General features: G+C 65.8%; 21 protein-coding genes. 1 reads left to right on the plus strand and 20 read right to left on the minus strand.

The features are described 5' to 3' along the window. Positions 1–6 precede the first annotated feature (6 nt). The 3 genes from LGN19_RS32175 to LGN19_RS32185 form a co-directional block, all read right to left on the minus strand. Positions 7–1,389, minus strand: a complete 1,383-nt coding sequence (locus LGN19_RS32175; RefSeq protein ID WP_226219293.1) for a cytochrome b — start codon at positions 1,387–1,389, stop codon at positions 7–9. Beyond that, the gene (petA, locus tag LGN19_RS32180) at positions 1,386–2,006 is read right to left on the minus strand and encodes a ubiquinol-cytochrome c reductase iron-sulfur subunit (RefSeq protein ID WP_057924755.1); all 621 of its coding nucleotides are present in this window, start codon (positions 2,004–2,006) and stop codon (positions 1,386–1,388) included. Before petA ends, LGN19_RS32175 begins: the two co-directional genes overlap by 4 nt. Before the next feature lie 218 nt (positions 2,007–2,224). After that, positions 2,225–2,971: a Nif3-like dinuclear metal center hexameric protein gene (locus tag LGN19_RS32185; RefSeq protein WP_122944241.1), complete on the minus strand. Its 747-nt coding sequence runs from the start codon at positions 2,969–2,971 to the stop codon at positions 2,225–2,227. A gap of 21 nt (positions 2,972–2,992) precedes the next feature. On the opposite strand from LGN19_RS32185, the gene LGN19_RS32190 reads away from it, so the two are divergent. Continuing rightward, positions 2,993–4,198 carry a Do family serine endopeptidase gene (locus LGN19_RS32190; protein WP_174952897.1) on the plus strand — a complete coding sequence of 402 codons (1,206 nt, stop codon included), beginning with the start codon at positions 2,993–2,995 and terminating at the stop codon, positions 4,196–4,198. Positions 4,199–4,407: 209 nt separating this feature from the next. Here the strand turns inward: LGN19_RS32190 and tatC are convergent, their stop codons facing one another. The 17 genes from tatC to LGN19_RS32275 all read right to left on the minus strand — a co-directional run bounded on the left by tatC (position 4,408) and on the right by LGN19_RS32275 (position 16,348). After that, the gene (gene tatC / locus LGN19_RS32195) at positions 4,408–5,196 is read right to left on the minus strand and encodes a twin-arginine translocase subunit TatC (RefSeq protein ID WP_174958705.1); all 789 of its coding nucleotides are present in this window, start codon (positions 5,194–5,196) and stop codon (positions 4,408–4,410) included. Positions 5,197–5,237: 41 nt separating this feature from the next. Beyond that, positions 5,238–5,768: a Sec-independent protein translocase protein TatB gene (tatB, locus tag LGN19_RS32200; RefSeq protein ID WP_226219295.1), complete on the minus strand. Its 531-nt coding sequence runs from the start codon at positions 5,766–5,768 to the stop codon at positions 5,238–5,240. 26 nt (positions 5,769–5,794) lie between these two features. Then, complete coding sequence (tatA, locus tag LGN19_RS32205) at positions 5,795–6,025, minus strand: Sec-independent protein translocase subunit TatA (protein WP_021161850.1); 231 nt, start codon at positions 6,023–6,025, stop codon at positions 5,795–5,797. Positions 6,026–6,118: 93 nt separating this feature from the next. Continuing rightward, positions 6,119–6,484: a histidine triad nucleotide-binding protein gene (locus LGN19_RS32210; protein WP_043191762.1), complete on the minus strand. Its 366-nt coding sequence runs from the start codon at positions 6,482–6,484 to the stop codon at positions 6,119–6,121. A 31-nt stretch (positions 6,485–6,515) separates the two neighbouring features. Then, the gene (locus LGN19_RS32215; RefSeq protein WP_122944238.1) at positions 6,516–6,908 is read right to left on the minus strand and encodes a DUF4870 family protein; all 393 of its coding nucleotides are present in this window, start codon (positions 6,906–6,908) and stop codon (positions 6,516–6,518) included. A 71-nt stretch (positions 6,909–6,979) separates the two neighbouring features. Then, entirely contained in the window at positions 6,980–7,345 is a 366-nt protein-coding gene (locus tag LGN19_RS32220) for a phosphoribosyl-ATP diphosphatase (protein ID WP_006485344.1), read from the minus strand. Beyond that, the gene (hisI, locus tag LGN19_RS32225; RefSeq protein ID WP_039366640.1) at positions 7,342–7,758 is read right to left on the minus strand and encodes a phosphoribosyl-AMP cyclohydrolase; all 417 of its coding nucleotides are present in this window, start codon (positions 7,756–7,758) and stop codon (positions 7,342–7,344) included. Before hisI ends, LGN19_RS32220 begins: the two co-directional genes overlap by 4 nt. Then, a complete protein-coding gene (gene hisF, locus LGN19_RS32230) occupies positions 7,758–8,531 on the minus strand; it encodes an imidazole glycerol phosphate synthase subunit HisF (protein WP_011350732.1) in 774 nt (257 codons plus the stop codon). The genes hisI and hisF overlap by 1 nt, the downstream gene beginning before the upstream one ends. A 107-nt stretch (positions 8,532–8,638) precedes the next feature. Further along, positions 8,639–9,394 (minus strand): 1-(5-phosphoribosyl)-5-[(5-phosphoribosylamino)methylideneamino]imidazole-4-carboxamide isomerase, encoded by a 756-nt coding sequence (gene hisA / locus LGN19_RS32235; RefSeq protein WP_226219297.1) that lies wholly within the window; start codon positions 9,392–9,394, stop codon positions 8,639–8,641. Between the two features lie 163 nt (positions 9,395–9,557). After that, positions 9,558–10,199, minus strand: a complete 642-nt coding sequence (gene hisH / locus LGN19_RS32240; protein WP_014898304.1) for an imidazole glycerol phosphate synthase subunit HisH — start codon at positions 10,197–10,199, stop codon at positions 9,558–9,560. Further along, positions 10,196–10,816 carry a YchE family NAAT transporter gene (locus tag LGN19_RS32245; protein ID WP_011350729.1) on the minus strand — a complete coding sequence of 207 codons (621 nt, stop codon included), beginning with the start codon at positions 10,814–10,816 and terminating at the stop codon, positions 10,196–10,198. Before LGN19_RS32245 ends, hisH begins: the two co-directional genes overlap by 4 nt. Before the next feature lie 66 nt (positions 10,817–10,882). Continuing rightward, a complete protein-coding gene (gene hisB / locus LGN19_RS32250; RefSeq protein WP_011350728.1) occupies positions 10,883–11,470 on the minus strand; it encodes an imidazoleglycerol-phosphate dehydratase HisB in 588 nt (195 codons plus the stop codon). 65 nt (positions 11,471–11,535) lie between these two features. Further along, the gene (gene hisC / locus LGN19_RS32255) at positions 11,536–12,609 is read right to left on the minus strand and encodes a histidinol-phosphate transaminase (protein ID WP_226219299.1); all 1,074 of its coding nucleotides are present in this window, start codon (positions 12,607–12,609) and stop codon (positions 11,536–11,538) included. 144 nt (positions 12,610–12,753) lie between these two features. Continuing rightward, a complete protein-coding gene (gene hisD / locus LGN19_RS32260; RefSeq protein WP_122944233.1) occupies positions 12,754–14,070 on the minus strand; it encodes a histidinol dehydrogenase in 1,317 nt (438 codons plus the stop codon). Between the two features lie 24 nt (positions 14,071–14,094). Then, the gene (gene hisG, locus LGN19_RS32265) at positions 14,095–14,748 is read right to left on the minus strand and encodes an ATP phosphoribosyltransferase (protein ID WP_043191773.1); all 654 of its coding nucleotides are present in this window, start codon (positions 14,746–14,748) and stop codon (positions 14,095–14,097) included. Next, positions 14,745–16,094, minus strand: coding sequence for a UDP-N-acetylglucosamine 1-carboxyvinyltransferase (gene murA, locus LGN19_RS32270; protein WP_122944232.1), 1,350 nt, complete (start codon positions 16,092–16,094; stop codon positions 14,745–14,747). Before murA ends, hisG begins: the two co-directional genes overlap by 4 nt. A gap of 14 nt (positions 16,095–16,108) precedes the next feature. Next, positions 16,109–16,348 (minus strand): BolA family protein, encoded by a 240-nt coding sequence (locus tag LGN19_RS32275; RefSeq protein ID WP_006477131.1) that lies wholly within the window; start codon positions 16,346–16,348, stop codon positions 16,109–16,111. Positions 16,349–16,368: the final 20 nt, after the last annotated feature.

The raw sequence follows: 16,368 nt of genomic DNA on the forward strand, positions 1-16,368 counted from the left end.
CTCACGTTAATGGGGCTTGAAGCGCACCCGCTCCGGCGGCTGCTTGAACGTGCCAAGCGGCGTCCAGACGGGCATGCCGAGGAAGAACGCGAAGTAGATCAGCGCACAAGCCTGCGCGATCAGCGTCGACGCGGGCGATGGCGGCCGCGTGCCGAGGAACCCGAGGGTCAGGAACGCCGCGACGAAGATCCCGAGGAACACCTTGTGAAACAGCGGCCGATAACGGATCGACTTCACCGGGCTGCGGTCGAGCCACGGCAGGAAGAACAGCGTGATCACCGCCGACCCCATCACGACGACGCCCCAGAACTTCGACTCCGTCAGGTACATGAACACGACGATCGCCGCGGCCAGCACCGGCAGCCCGGCCTTCCACTTGCCGCGCGCGCGGATCAGCGCGAGCACGCCGAGCACCGCGATCACGATCATCAGCACGATCTTGAACGGGTCGGTGGTTGCGCGCAGCATCGCGTAGAACGCGGTGAAATACCAGACCGGCGCGATCTCCGGCGGCGTCTGCAGCGGGTTCGCCGGGACGAAGTTGTTCGCCTCGAGGAAGTAGCCGCCCATCTCCGGCGAGAAGAACACGATCAGCGCGAACACCATCAGGAACACGCACACGCCGAGGAAATCGTGCACCGAGTAGTACGGATGGAACGGGATGCCGTCGAGCGGCACGCCGTTCGCGTCCTTCTTCGCCTTGATCTCGATGCCGTCCGGGTTGTTCGAGCCCACTTCGTGCAGCGCGACCAGGTGCGCGATCACGAGGCCGACCAGCACAAGCGGAATCGCGATCACGTGGAACGCGAAGAAGCGGTTCAGCGTGACGTCCGACACCACGTAGTCGCCGCGAATCCACAGCGACAGGTCGGGGCCGACGAACGGGATCGCCGAGAACAGGTTCACGATCACCTGCGCGCCCCAGAACGACATCTGGCCCCACGGCAGCAGGTAGCCGAAGAACGCCTCGGCCATCAGGCACAGGAAGATCGCGCAGCCGAAGATCCACACGAGTTCGCGCGGCTTGCGGTACGACCCGTAAAGCAGCCCGCGGAACATGTGCAGGTAGACGACCACGAAGAACATCGACGCGCCCGTGGAGTGCATGTAGCGGATCAGCCAGCCCCACGGCACCTCGCGCATGATGTACTCGACCGACGCGAACGCGAGCGTCGAGTCGGGCTTGTAGTTCATCGTCAGGAAGATGCCCGTGACGATCTGGTTGACGAGCACCAGCAGCGCGAGAGAGCCGAAGAAGTACCAGAAGTTGAAGTTCTTCGGCGCGTAGTACTCGGAAACGTGCTTCTTCCAGGTGGACGTGAGCGGGAAGCGCTGATCGATCCAGCCGGTGAGACCTGTCGTGGAGACTTCCTTGTTGTCGGCCATCACGCTTCTCCTTTCTCGTCCTTGCCGATCACGAGGGTCGTTGCCGACGTGAACATGTAGGGCGGGATGTCGAGATTCTGAGGCGCCGGCTTGTTCTTGAACACACGGCCGGCGAGGTCGTAGGTCGAACCATGGCACGGGCACAGGAAACCGCCCGGCCAGTCATCCGGCAGGTTCGGCTGCGGACCCGGCGTGAAGCGTTGGCTTGGCGTGCAGCCGAGGTGCGTACACACGGCCATCACGACGAGAATGTTCTTGCGATCGGCCCGCGAGCGATATTCGTTCGCGCAATACGCGGGCAACGGCATCGTATAGGGCTTTTCGGAGGTCGGATCGGCCACTTCCTTGTCGGCCTTGACCACATCGGCCAGCATCGAGTCGGTGCGGTTCAAGATCCACACCGGCTTGCCGCGCCACGGCACGGTGACCATTTCACCGGGCTTCAGCCCGCTGATGTCGACTTCGACCGGTGCACCGGCCGCTTTCGCTTTCGCGGACGGCGCAAGCGACGCCGCGAAAGGTATGACGGTGGCTACGCCTCCCACGCCACCTGCTACGGATGTCGCAATCAGCCAGGTACGGCGGCCGCTGTCGACGCGTTTCTCTTCCTTGTCTCGCATCACACGCCCCACTTCTGAGTTGGATTTTCCGTCACGACTTTCCATTCCGCCGCTAGTTTGCTCGAATGGAGCCGCCATTTACAAGGCCCGGAGATGAAAATCCCTTCGAAGTGATTGATAGTTAAGGGTTTCCCCCCACTACCGGAGCGATTAAATCATTTCACTTTTAAGCGTCCGCTACATTGTGAAATTTCGATGCGCTGCCGCAAATCCGGCATTCAGACCGGGTTATGGATATCGATAAAAAGGTGTTCGATATCGAATTCTTCGGACAAGTGGGCGCCAAGTGCCTGGATTCCGTAGCGCTCGGTCGCATGGTGCCCTGCCGCAACGAACGCGACACCGCTCTCGGCGGCCATGTGCGTCACGTATTCGGACACCTCGCCGGTCAGGAACACGTCGGCGCCGGCGTCGATCGCCGCATCGAAATAGCTTTGCGCGGCGCCCGTGCACCACGCGATGCGGCGCAGCTGCGTGTCCGAATCGCCGAGCACGAGCGGCGTGCGGCCGAGCGTGCGCTCGACCTTCGCGACGAAGTGCTCGAGCGTGACGGGCATCGGCAGCGTCGCCATCCAGCCGAGGTCGCCTTCGCCGAAGCGCTGCTCGCCGATCAGCCCGAGCCGGTCGCCGAGCTGCGCGTTGTTGCCGAACTCGGGATGCGCGTCGAGCGGCAGGTGGAACGCGAACAGGTTCAGGTCGTTCGCGAGCAGCAGCTTCAGGCGCTGGTACTTGCGGCCCGTGATCTGCGGCGGCTCGTTGCGCCAGAAATAGCCGTGATGGACGAGCACGGCATCTGCCCCCCATTCGAGCGCGGCTTCGAGAAACGCGACCGATGCCGTCACGCCGGTGGCGATCTTCTCGATCTTGCGACGCCCCTCGACCTGAAGGCCATTCGGGCAATAGTCCTTGAAGCGCGCGGTTTCAAGGGTATTGTTCAAGTACAATTCAAGTTCGATCCGATCCATATAAACCTCTAGTCTATTCAGATGCTTAGACGCTTCTGGCTGTTCTTCGCGCAGGCGGTTACCGTGCTGCTCGCGCTGATGTTCATCGTCGTGACGCTCAAGCCGCAATGGCTGCAACGGCAAGGACAGCTCGGCAAGCAGCTCGCCACGCCGATCGTTGCGCTGCGGGAAGTCGCGCCGGGCATCGGCGGCGCGCCGGCGACCACGTCGTACGCCGAAGCCGCGCAAAAGGCGATGCCGGCCGTCGTCAACGTGTTCTCCAGCAAGGACGGCTCGCTGCCGCCCGACCCGCGCGCGAAAGATCCGCTGTTCCGCTACTTCTTCGGCGACCGCAACGCCCGCAAGCAGCAGGACGAACCGGCCGCCAACCTTGGCTCGGGCGTTATCGTGAGCCCTGAAGGTTACATTCTAACGAACCAGCACGTCGTGGATGGCGCCGACCAGATCGAAGTCGCGCTCGCCGACGGCCGCACCGCCACTGCGAAAGTGATCGGCAGCGATCCCGAGACCGATCTCGCGGTGCTGAAGATCAACATGACGAACCTGCCGACGATCACGCTCGGCCGCTCCGACCAGTCGCGCGTCGGCGACGTCGTGCTCGCGATCGGCAACCCGTTCGGCGTCGGCCAGACCGTCACGATGGGGATCATCAGCGCGCTCGGCCGCAACCACCTCGGCATCAACACGTTCGAGAACTTCATCCAGACCGACGCGCCGATCAACCCCGGCAACTCGGGCGGCGCGCTGGTCGACGTGAACGGCAACCTGCTCGGCATCAACACCGCGATCTACTCGCGCTCGGGCGGCTCGCTCGGGATCGGCTTCGCGATCCCCGTGTCGACCGCGCGCACGGTGCTCGAAAGCATCATCACGTCGGGCTCGGTCACGCGCGGCTGGATCGGCGTCGAGCCGCAGGACGTCACGCCGGAAATCGCCGAGTCGTTCGGGCTGTCGCAGAAATCGGGCGCGATCGTCGCCGGCGTGCTGCAGGGCGGCCCGGCCGACAAGGCCGGCATCAAGCCGGGCGACATCCTGGTGTCGGTCAACGGCGACGAGATCACCGACACGACGAAGCTGCTGAACACTGTCGCGCAGATCAAACCCGGCACGCCGACCAAGGTGCACGTCGTGCGCAAGGGCAAAGAGTTCGATGTGAATGTGGTGATCGGCAAGCGCCCGCCGCCGCCGAAGCAGACGCTCGACGAGCAGGACAGCGATACCGAATGACGTCGGGCGCGCGGCGCACCGCCGTGTGCCGAGCACCATCGGAAATGAAAAAGGGCAGCCGGTTGGCTGCCCTTTCGTTTTGCATCGAAAGACCTTCGTTGCCGGGAAGGTGGCCTTCGCCACGTGCTTTCCAGCTACCAGCTCCACCGGGCCCGTTCAGGTGCGGCCGGAAGTCCGGCCCCACCGCGCACCGCCCTGGCGCGCCGCCATCAACTGGCGGCTTCGCCGTTCTCCGCCTCGCCCGCTTCGGCCGGCTTCTTCGGTACGAAGAACCGCGCAGCCAGCAACCCGATCTCGAACAGCACGACCAGCGGCAACGCGAGCATCAGTTGCGAGAACACGTCCGGCGGCGTGACGACCGCCGCGACGACGAACGCGCCGACGATCACGTACGGCCGCATCTCCTTCAGCTTCTTCAGCGACAGCACGCCCATCCGGACGAGCAGCACGACGACGATCGGCACCTCGAACGTGACCCCGAACGCGATGAACATCCCGAGCACGAAGCTCAGGTAGTTGTCGATGTCGGTCGTCATTTCCGCCCCGAGCGGGGCGTTGTAGTGCGCCATCACGCGGAAGATCGTCGGGAACACGAGGAAGTATGCGAACGCCATCCCGCACAGGAACAGCACGTAACTGCTGCCGACGAGCGGCGCGACGAGCTTCTTCTCGTGCTGGTACAGCCCCGGCGCGACGAACGCCCAGATCTGGTACAGCACGATCGGCAACGCGATCACGAGCGCGACGAGCATCGTGACCTTCATCGGCACGAAGAACGAGCCGGTGACGTCGGTGACGATCATCTTGCCGTCCTTCGGCAGGTTCTGCATCAGCGGCCGCGCGAGCAGCCGGAAGATGTCGGGCGCCCAGTAGACGAGCCCGAGGAACACGACGATCACGGCCGCGCCCGCGCGAATGATGCGATCGCGAAGCTCGACGAGATGGGAAATGAAGGTTTCTTCCGGGGCGTCGCCCGGGTTCTGCTGGGGGTCGCTCACGCCGGCCCTCGGTAGGATTGACGAGCGAGCATGCGCTCGGCTCAGAAGAAGCGCGTCGGCCGGCGCAGGCTGGCCGGCTGGTGGCGCGCGACACGCGCGGCGCCCGACTGCACGTGCGTACGGCGGGTGGTCGCGCGCTTGTACCAGACAGGCGCAGCCGCCTGCTTGACGCGCCAGTTGCGGCGCTTCGGCGCGAGCGCGGCCGTACTGCCACGCCACGACGGCGCGGCGGGTGTGTCGGAACCGTACGAACCGGCGTCACCCGCCGCTTCGTTGAGACCGCCGACCGCGGAATGCCACGTGTCGTTCAGTTCCTTCTCGTGCTCGCGCAGGTTGTCGTGAATCGTCGTCTCGACATTGCGCGCGGCCGCCTCGAAATCGGTCTTCATCGTCCGCAGCGCGTCGAGTTCGATTTCGCGCGAGACCTCGGCCTTCACGTCATTGATGTACCGCTGCGCACGACCGAACAGCGCGCCTGCCGTGCGCGCAACGCGCGGCAGGCGCTCGGGGCCGAGCACCACGAGCGCGACGACGCCGATCAGCGCCATCTTCGAAAGACCGAGATCCAGCATCGCGAATGCCTGTCAGCGTGCCGGCGTTACGCCTTGTTCGAATCGGAACGCGTCGTTTCCTTCGCGTTGACGTCGACCGAGCCCGAGCGCGGCAGTTGCTGCGCGTCCGCCGGTGCTTCGCCGTCCTTCATGCCGTCCTTGAAACCCTTCACGGCGCTGCCGAGATCGTTGCCGATGTTGCGCAGCTTCTTGGTACCGAAAACCAGCGCGACGATCAGCAGCACGATCAGCCAGTGCCAAATGCTCAATCCACCCATGATAAAACCTCTCCTCAACCACGCCGCCATGCGGCGTAAATCGCCGGCAACGCGCCGGCTTCGACCATCGATGCAGGGATACGCCCCGCGCCGTCAACCCATCCGCTGCCAGGGGCGCGGGCCCGCCAGGATATGCGCGTGCAGGTGGTAGACCTCCTGCCCGCCGCCCGGGCCCGTATTGATCACCGTACGGAAACCGGTTTCGCCACCCGTATACGCGACGCCGAGCTGGTCGGCCAGACGCGAGACGAGCAGCATCAGCCGGCCTAGCATCGGCGCGTCGGTCTCGCTCGCCGCCGACAGCGTCGGCAGATGCTGGCGCGGAATCACGAGCACGTGCGTCTCGGCCGCCGGGCGGATGTCGCGGAACGCGACGAATTCGTCGTCCTCGTGCACCTTCGTGCTCGGGATCTCGCCTGCCGCGATCTTGCAGAACAGGCAATTCGGATCGTGACTCATGTTGCTCCTGCAGACGCCCGCGCGCAGCCGGTCAGAACCAGGCCTGCGGATCGAGCGGCTTGTTGTCGTTCAGGTACAGCCAACCCTTGATGATACGGTACAGCGTCCAGATCCATGTGACAAACATCACTGCGAATCCGACCACCACGAACATCAGCGCGAACCCGATCACGTACGCGATCAGCGCGCGCCAGAACGTGCGGATCTGCCACTCGAAGTGGGCCGCATACGGCGTGCCGGCCACGTCGTCGCGCTTCACGTAGTTGATGATGATCGCGATGATGCCCGTGACGCCGCCCGTCAGCCAATGAAACGCATAGAGGCCATAGAGCACATGAGTCAGCGTGCGCAGCCCGTTCAGGCGTTCGGCGTCCGCAGCCCCCGGCACCGCAGGCGTCGGAAACTGGTTCGACGTATCGGTCATGATGCTACCCCCGTTAGATGACAATTCTTACAGCTTACCGCACTGTTGCCACCGCGGCGGGACGCTACGTGTCAGCCGCCGTTTTCCTCGCGCTCGCGGCGCTTGCGCAGGGCCTTCTCTTCGATACCCGACAGTCCTTCGCGGCGCTCAAGCTCGGCGATCACGTCGGCCGGGCTCAGGTCGAAATGCGACAGCATCACGAGGCAGTGGAACCACAGGTCGGCCACCTCGCCGACCAGCGCCGTCGGCGCGCCGCCCTGACGCACGTCCTTCGCGGCCAGCACGACTTCCGTCGCCTCTTCGCCGATCTTCTTCAGCACCGCGTCGTCGCCCTTGTGGAACAGGCGCGATACGTACGATTGATCGGGGTCGCCGCCCTTGCGGCTATCGATCACGGCCGCGAGGCGCAGCAGCGTGTCTTCGGTCGATTGCGTCATTTGTAGATGTGTTCGGGATCTTTCAGCACCGGTTCGACCGCGACCCAGTCGCCGCTGTCGACGGTGCCTTCGAATTTCTGGAAGAAGCACGAATGCCGGCCGGTGTGGCACGCGATGCCCGATACCTGCTCGACCTTCAGCAGCACGACGTCCTCGTCGCAGTCGAGCCGCACCTCGTGCACGTGCTGCACGTGGCCCGACTCCTCGCCCTTGAACCACAGGCGCTTGCGCGAGCGCGAATAGTAGACCGCGCGCTGCGTCTCGATCGTCTTCGCCAGTGCCTCGCGGTTCATCCACGCGAACATCAGCACGTCGTTCGTCGACGCTTCCTGCGCGATCACCGGCACGAGGCCGTTGTCGTCCCAGCGGACCTTGTCGAGCCACGCGGGCAATGCATTCGTTTCCGTATTCATCACAGCCTCACCGGGATGCCCTGGTCGGCCATGAAGCGCTTCGCCTCGCCGACCGTGTGCTCGCCGTAGTGGAAGATACTCGCGGCCAGCACCGCATCGGCGCGGCCGTCCTTGATGCCGTCGGCCAGGTGCTGCAGCGAGCCGACACCGCCCGATGCGATCACCGGCACCGGCACCGCGTCCGATACGCCGCGCGTGAGCGCGAGGTCGAAGCCCGACTTGGTGCCGTCGCGGTCCATGCTCGTGAGCAGGATCTCGCCCGCGCCGAGCTCGGCCATCTTGCGCGCCCATTCGATCGCGTCGAGGCCCGTGTTCTTGCGGCCGCCGTGCGTGAAGACTTCCCAGCGCGGCGTCTCGCCGTCGGCCGACACGCGCTTCGCGTCGATCGCGACGACGATGCACTGCGAGCCGTACTTGTCGGCCGCGTCGCGCACGAGCTGCGGGTTCGCGACCGCCGACGAATTCATGCTGACCTTGTCCGCGCCCGCGTTCAGCAGGCGTCGCACGTCCTCGACGGCGCGCACGCCGCCGCCGACGGTCAGCGGAATGAAGACCTGCGACGCGACGGCTTCGATGATCGGCAGGATCAGGTCGCGCTGGTCGGACGTCGCGGTGATGTCGAGGAACGTCAGTTCGTCGGCGCCCTGGTCGTCGTAGCGGCGGGCGATCTCGACGGGGTCGCCGGCGTCGCGCAGCTCGACGAAGTTGACGCCCTTGACGACACGCCCGGCAGTCACGTCCAGGCAGGGGATGATGCGTTTAGCTAGAGCCATGATGTTGCGCCAAATGCCGCGATGGGACGGCCGGTTACGGAAAGCCTCGCGCGAGGCTTCCGGTCGGGGCCGCCTGCTGGCAGCCCCGGCGAGCGGGACAACCGCGCTTACGCGTTGTCGAGTTCGCCGTTCAGTTCGTCCGCGCGCTTTTGCGCGGCCGCGAAATCGAGATCGCCGGAGTAGATCGCACGGCCGCAGATCACGCCTTCGACGCCCTGCTCTTCCACTTCGCACAGATTCTCGATGTCCACGAGGTTCGACAGGCCGCCGCTGGCGATCACCGGGATGCCGACCGCCTGCGCGAGCTTCACGGTCGCCTCGATGTTGATGCCCTGCAGCATCCCGTCGCGGCCGATGTCCGTGTAGACGATCGATTCGACCCCGTAGTCCTCGAACTTCCGCGCGAGATCGATCACTTCGTGGCCCGTCAGCTTGCTCCAGCCGTCGGTCGCGACCTTGCCGTCCTTCGCGTCCAGCCCGACGATGATGCTACCGGCGAACGCGGTGCACGCGTCCTGCAGGAAGCCCGGATCCTTCACGGCCGCCGTGCCGATGATCACGTAGGACAGGCCGGCGTCGAGATACTTCTCGATCGTCTCGAGGCTGCGGATGCCGCCGCCGAGCTGTACGGGGATTTCATCGCCGACCTCTTCGAGGATCGCCTCGATGGCCTCGAGGTTTTTCGGTTTGCCAGCGAATGCGCCGTTCAGGTCGACCAGATGGAGCCGCCGGGCGCCGAGATCGACCCACTTGCGGGCCATCGCCGCCGGGTCCTCGGAGAAAATCGTGGCCTGGTCCATATCGCCCTGTTTGAGGCGCACACACTGACCGTCTTTGAGATCGATGGCCGGAATCAGCAACATAGCAATCGGGTGTCGTTGTGGAAGAAGAAAAGAATCCGGCGCGTACCGGCCAATCCGGTACCGCGCCGTCTCGCTAGTTTAGTACAACTCTTTCGGCGCTTAGGCGGGCGAGCCCCACGCGACAGGCCTTTCCGGCCCGCCGACTGTGGCACGCACGCGACGTTCACGGCTTCCAGTGTACGAAGTTGCGATACAGACGCAACCCGACCTCCGCGCTTTTCTCGGGGTGGAATTGGGTCGCGAAGAGGTTATCCCGCGCGACCGCGGACGTAAACGGCGCGCCGTATGCCGTTTCGCCCACCGTATGAGCCGGGTTGTCCGGCGTCACGTAATAGCTGTGCACGAAGTAGAAATACGCGTCGTCGGGCACGCCGTCCCACAGCGGGTGCGGCTGCGACTGGCGCACGCGGTTCCAGCCCATCTGCGGCACCTTGAAGCGCGAGCCGTCGTCCTGCAGGCGGCCGTCGAGCTCGAAACGCACGACCTTGCCGGGCAACAGGCCGAGGCCCTTCGTGTCGCCCTCCGCGCTCCAGTCGAACAGCATCTGCTCGCCGACGCACACGCCGAGCAGCGGCTTCGTGCGCGAGGCCTCGATCACGGCCTCCTGCAGGCCCGATTCGCCCAGGCAGCGCATGCAGTCGGGCATCGCACCCTGGCCGGGCAGCACGACACGGTCGGCCGCGCGAATCGCGGCCGGCGTGTCGACGATCGCCACGTCGGCGGCCGGTTCGGCCTTCTTGAGCGCCTGCGCGACCGAGCGCAGGTTGCCCATCCCATAATCCACAATCGCAATCGAAGTTTTCATCTCAGTGCAGGCAGTAGCGCCCTCAGTCCATTGACGATGAATTCCACCGCCAGCGCCGACAGCATCAGACCCATCAGCCGCGTGGCGATGTTGATGCCCGTGCGGCCGATCCAGTTCGCGATCGGCTCGGCGAGCCGCATCGCGACGAAACACAGAAAAGCCAGGACCGCGCCGATCGCGACCAGCCCGGCCCGCTCATACCAGTGATGCGAGTTCGCCGCATAGATGATCACCGTGCTGATCGAGCCGGGGCCCGTGAGCAGCGGAATCGCCAGCGGCACGACCGCGATGTTGTCCTTCAGCTCGGCCTCGTGGCGCTCCTCCGGCGTCGATCGCGTGTTGCCGATCTGCGCGTTCAGCATGTTGATCGCCATCAGCAGCATGATGATCCCGCCGCCCACTTCGAGCGACCCGACCGAAATGCCGAAGAAGTTGATGATCTGCTGCCCGAGCAGCGTCGTCACCGTGATCACGCAGAACACCGACACCGACGCGATCCGGATCGTGCGCCGCCGCTCGGCATCCGTCTGCTGGGCCGTCAGGCTCAGGAAGAACGGTACCGCACCGACCGGGTTGATCAGCGCCAGCAGCGAAATGAACGATTTGAGCAGATCCATCGCAAGCCGGCGCCACGCGCCGAAGCCGTGAGGTTGTCCTTGACGCTCCGTCCGGTCAGTTCAGGTTCAGAGGCTGCCCTTCGTCGACGGGATCTGCCCCGCCGCACGCTCGTCCAGCTCCACCGCCGCGCGCAGCGCACGGCCGAACGCCTTGAACACGGTCTCGAGCTGATGGTGCGCGTTGATCCCGCGCAGGTTGTCGATGTGCAGCGTGACGCCCGCGTGGTTCACGAAACCGCGGAAGAACTCGATCGACAGGTCGACGTCGAACGTGCCGATCCGCGCCCGCGTGAACGGCACGTGGAATTCGAGGCCCGGCCGGCCCGAGAAGTCGATCACGACGCGCGACAGCGCCTCGTCGAGCGGCACGTACGAATGGCCATAGCGGCGGATGCCCTTGCGGTCGCCGATCGCCTTCGCAACAGCCTGCCCGAGCGTGATGCCGACATCCTCGACCGTGTGGTGGTCGTCGATATGCGTATCGCCATGCGCTTCAACCTCGAGATCGACCAGACCGTGTCGAGCGATCTGGTCGAGCATATGGTCGAGGAACGGCACGCCGGTGGCCAGCTTCTGCTGGCCCGTGCCGTCGAGATTGAGCTTCACACGGATCTGCGTTTCGCTGGTATTGCGAACGACTTCCGCCACACGCATGGCAATTCCTTGACTGAGTCGATGTAAATGGGGATTGATCGTTTCGCGCTGCGGCGCCCAGAGGCTCAACCGGGCAGCGCGAGTTTCAAAGCGGCCAGCAGGTGCGCGTTTTCGTCGGGAGAGCCGACGGTCAGCCGCACGCATTCAGCCAGCAACGGATGCATTTTACTCACGTTTTTGACCAAAACCCGCTCGGTGAGCAGCGCATCGAACACGGCAGCCGCATCCGGCACGCGCACCAGCAGGAAATTGCCGGCGCTCGGGAACACCGTCGCACCCGGCAGCGCGGCCACTTCCTGCGCGAGGCGCGTGCGTTCCGTACGCAGATCGGCCGCCTGCGCGTCGAGCACGTCGAGGTGGTCGAGCAGGAAATCGGCGGTCGCCTGGGTCAGCACGTTGATGTTGTACGGCGGGCGCACCTTGTCGAATTCGGTCAGCCACGCGGGCGAACCGACCAGATAGCCGAGGCGGATGCCCGCGAGGCCGAGCTTCGACACCGTGCGCATCACGACGACGTTGTCGAATTCGGCGGCGCGCGGCAGCCACGAGCGAACGGCGAACGGCTGGTACGCCTCGTCGATCACGATCAGGCTGTGCCGCGCGGCCGCGACGATCCGTTCGATGTCGGCATCGTCGTACAGCGTGCCGGTCGGATTGTTCGGGTACGCGAGATAGACGAGCGCCGGACGATGCTCGGCGATCGCCGCGAGCATCGCGTCGACGTCGAGCGTCAGGTCGGCCTTCAACGGCACGCCGACGAATTCGAGCTGCGCGAACTTCGCGGACAGTTCGTACATCACGAAGCCCGGCACCGGCGCGAGGACCTTCGCGCCCGGCTTCGCGCAGGCAACCGACATCATGCTGATGATTTCGTCCGAGCCGTTGCCGAGCAGCACGTCGCAGGCGGCCGGCACGCCCATCGCGTGGCGCAGCTTGTCGAGCAGCGCGGCCGGGCGCGGCGCCGGGTAGCGGTTCAGCGCGACCTGTGCGAGACGCTCGCCGAGCGCCGCGGCGAGCGGTTCGGGCAGCGGGTACGGGTTCTCCATCGCGTCGAGCTTCACGAACCCGCTCGCGTCCGGCACCGGGTAGCTCGTCATCGCGAGCACGTCGCGGCGGATGATGTCTTGTGGCGTCGTCATGGTCTCAAGCCGGCGTGCGTCGCGCCGGCGTCAAATGATCGGCAGAGCGGCGGCTGCCGCCCTGCACAGGTGTCTCCAGCCCCGGCCTTCGGGGGCAGGCCGGGCGGCGCATCTGCGCCAGCCGCGGCCCCATGCAGCGTGCGGTCAGTTCTTCATCCGGAACTCGGCGCTCTTCGCGTGCGCCTGCAGCCCCTCGCCGTACGCGAGCTCGGATGCGATCTCGCCGAGCGTCTGCGCGCCTTCTGCGCTGACCTCGATCACGCTCGAGCGCTTGATGAAGTCGTACACGCCGAGCGGCGACGAGAAGCGCGCGGTGCGCGACGTCGGCAGCACGTGGTTCGGGCCCGCGCAGTAGTCGCCGAGGCTCTCGCTCGTGTAGCGGCCGAGGAAGATCGCGCCCGCATGGCGGATCTGCTTGCCCCATTGCTGCGGCTCCAGCGCCGAAATCTCCAGGTGCTCGGGCGCGATGTCGTTCGCGATCCGGCAGGCCTCGGCCATGTCGCGCACCTTGATCAGCGCGCCGCGGCCTTCGAGCGACGCGCGAATCACGTCCTGGCGCGGCATCGACGGCAGCAGCTCGACGATCGCCTTTTCGACGCGCTCGAGGAACGCACCGTCCGGGCACAGCAGGATCGATTGCGCGAGTTCGTCGTGCTCGGCCTGCGAGAACAGGTCCATCGCAACCCAGTTCGGGTCGGTCGTGCCGTCGCACAGCACGAGGATTTCCGACGGTCCGGCGATCATGTCGATGCCGACCGTGCCGAACACGCGGCGCTTCGCCGACGCGACGTACGCATTGCCGGGGCCGCAGATCTTGTCGACGGCCGGCACGGTCGCCGTGCCGTATGCGAGCGCGCCGACCGCCTGCGCACCGCCGATCGTGAACACGCGATCGACGCCGCCGAGCAGCGCCGCGGCGAGCACGAGGTCGTTCTTCACGCCGTCCGGCGTCGGCACGACCATCACGATCTCGCCGACGCCCGCGACGCGCGCGGGAATCGCGTTCATCAGCACCGACGACGGATACGCGGCCTTGCCGCCCGGCACGTACAGGCCGACGCGGTCGAGCGGCGTGATCTTCTGGCCCAGCACCGTGCCGTCCGCTTCCGTGTACTGCCAGCTATGCGTGCCGCACTCGATCTTCTGCTTCTCGTGGTAGGCGCGCACGCGCGCCGCAGCCGCTTCCAGCGCCGCACGCGCCTTCGGCGCGAGGCCGTCGAGCGCCGTCTGCAGCGCGTCCTGCGGCAGTTCGAGCGCGGCGACGCTGTTCGCGCTCAGCCGGTCGAAACGGTTCGTGTACTCGAGCACCGCGGCGTCGCCGCGCGACTTCACGTCAGCGAGGATCTGCGCGACCGATTGCTCGATCGCCGCGTCTTCGCTCGCCTCGAATGCGAGCAGCGCGCGCAGCTCGGCGCCGAAGCCTTCGCTCGTCGAATCGAGCTTGCGGATGGTGATGGACATGGGAGTTCCGTTACGGTGATGCGCTCAACCGCCATTCTGCGACGCGCGTTCGAACGCGTCGAGGATCGGCTTGAGCGCCGTGCGCTTCAACTTCAGCGCAGCCTGGTTCACGACGAGGCGCGACGAGATCGCCATGATCTCCTCGACCTCGACCAGATTGTTCGCCTTCAGCGTGCCGCCCGAGCTGACGAGGTCGACGATCGCGTCGGCCAGCCCGACCAGCGGCGCGAGCTCCATCGAGCCGTACAGCTTGATCAGGTCGACGTGCACGCCCTTAGCGGCAAAGTGTTCACGTGCCGTTTCGACGTACTTCGTCGCGACGCGCAGGCGTGCACCCTGGCGCACGGCGCTCGCGTAGTCGAAGCCGGCCGGCACGGCCACCGACATCCGGCAGCGCGCAATGTTCAGATCGATCGGCTGGTACAGGCCCGAGCCGCCGTGCTCGACCAGCACGTCCTTGCCGGCCACGCCGAAATCGGCCGCGCCGTATTCGACATAGGTCGGCACGTCGCTCGCGCGGACGATGATCACGCGCAGGTCGGGGTTCGTCGTCGGCAGGATCAGCTTGCGCGACGTTTCCGGATCCTCGGTCACCTGCACGCCGGCCGCGGCCAGCAGCGGCAGGGTTTCCTCGAAAATCCGGCCCTTCGACAGGGCGAGGGTCAGCGGCGCGGTCATGCTTGGCTCCCGGAAAGGCGGCGCACGTTCGCGCCGACGGCGGTCAGTTTGGCTTCCATGCGGTCGTAGCCGCGGTCCAGGTGATAGATGCGGTCGACGAGCGTCTCGCCGTCGGCACGCAGCCCGGCGATCACGAGGCTCGCCGATGCACGCAGGTCGGTCGCCATCACGTTCGCGCCCGACAGCTTGTCGACACCCGTCACGAGCGCGGTGTTGCCGTCGATCGTGATGTTCGCGCCAAGCCGGTTCAGCTCCTGCACGTGCATGAAACGGTTCTCGAAAATGGTTTCGACGACCTGCGCGGTGCCCGCCGCGACCGTATTGAGCGCCATGAACTGCGCCTGCATGTCGGTCGGGAACGCCGGGTATTCCGACGTGCGGATCGTGACCGCCGACGGGCGGCGATCCATCTTCACGCGCAGCCAGCTGTCGCCTTCCTCGATCGACACGCCGGCTTCGCGCAGCTTGTCGATCACCGCGTCGAGGATGTGCGGGCGCACGCCCGTCAGCATCACGTCGCCGCCGGCCGCTGCGACCGCGCACAGGAACGTGCCGGCCTCGATGCGGTCGGGGATCACCGAATGGCGCGCGCCGTGCAGCCGCTCGACGCCCTGGATCACAAGGCGATCGGTGCCGATGCCGTCGATTTTCGCGCCCATCGCGACCAGCAAGTGTGCGAGATCGCTCACTTCCGGCTCACGCGCGGCGTTTTCGATCACCGTCTCGCCGTCCGCGAGCGTCGCGGCCATCAGCAGGTTTTCCGTGCCCGTCACCGTGATCATGTCGGTCACGATGCGCGCGCCCTTCAGGCGCTTCGCGCGGGCTTCGATGAAGCCGTGCTCGATGCTGATCTCGGCACCCATCGCCTGCAGGCCCTTGATGTGCTGGTCGACCGGACGCGCGCCGATCGCGCAGCCGCCCGGCAGCGACACCTTCGCCTCGCCGAAGCGCGCGAGCAGCGGCCCGAGCACGAGGATCGACGCGCGCATCGTCTTCACGAGTTCGTACGGCGCGACGAGGTTGTCGACGCGCGACGCGTCGAGCTGGACGCGGCAACCGTCGGTCTCGCTCTTCACGCCCATCTGGTTCAGCACCTTCAGCGTGGTACGCACGTCCTTCAGGTTCGGCACGTTGTCGAGGTCGACCGGATCGGCGGTGAGCAGCCCCGCGCACAAGATCGGCAGCGCGGCGTTCTTCGCACCCGACACGACGATCTCGCCCGACAGGCGGTGGCCGCCTTCGATCACGAGCTTGTCCATCCCATGGCCATGCGATTCCCCGTTGGCGGCCGGGTGTGCCGTGGCGACGCTCTGGACGGCGTCGCGCTCGTTGACGGTGACTTGCACTCAGTGATTTCCGGTTATGCGTTCTGCCATTCGGCGGGCGTCAGCGTCTTCATGCTGAGCGCGTGAATTTCCTGCTTCATGCGATCGCCGAGCGCCGCGTAGACCAGTTGGTGCCGCTGGATCGGCCGCTTGCCTTCGAAGGCCGCCGACACGATCGTCGCGAAGAAATGCTGGCCGTCGCCTTCGACTTCCAGATGCGTGCAGGCGAGACCGCCGGCGATGTATTGCTTGACCTGTTCGGGAGTCGGCAACATGGTGTAAGGCTCCTGTCGGC

The organism is Burkholderia sp. AU30198 (assembly GCF_020419825.1).
Classification (GTDB): domain Bacteria; phylum Pseudomonadota; class Gammaproteobacteria; order Burkholderiales; family Burkholderiaceae; genus Burkholderia.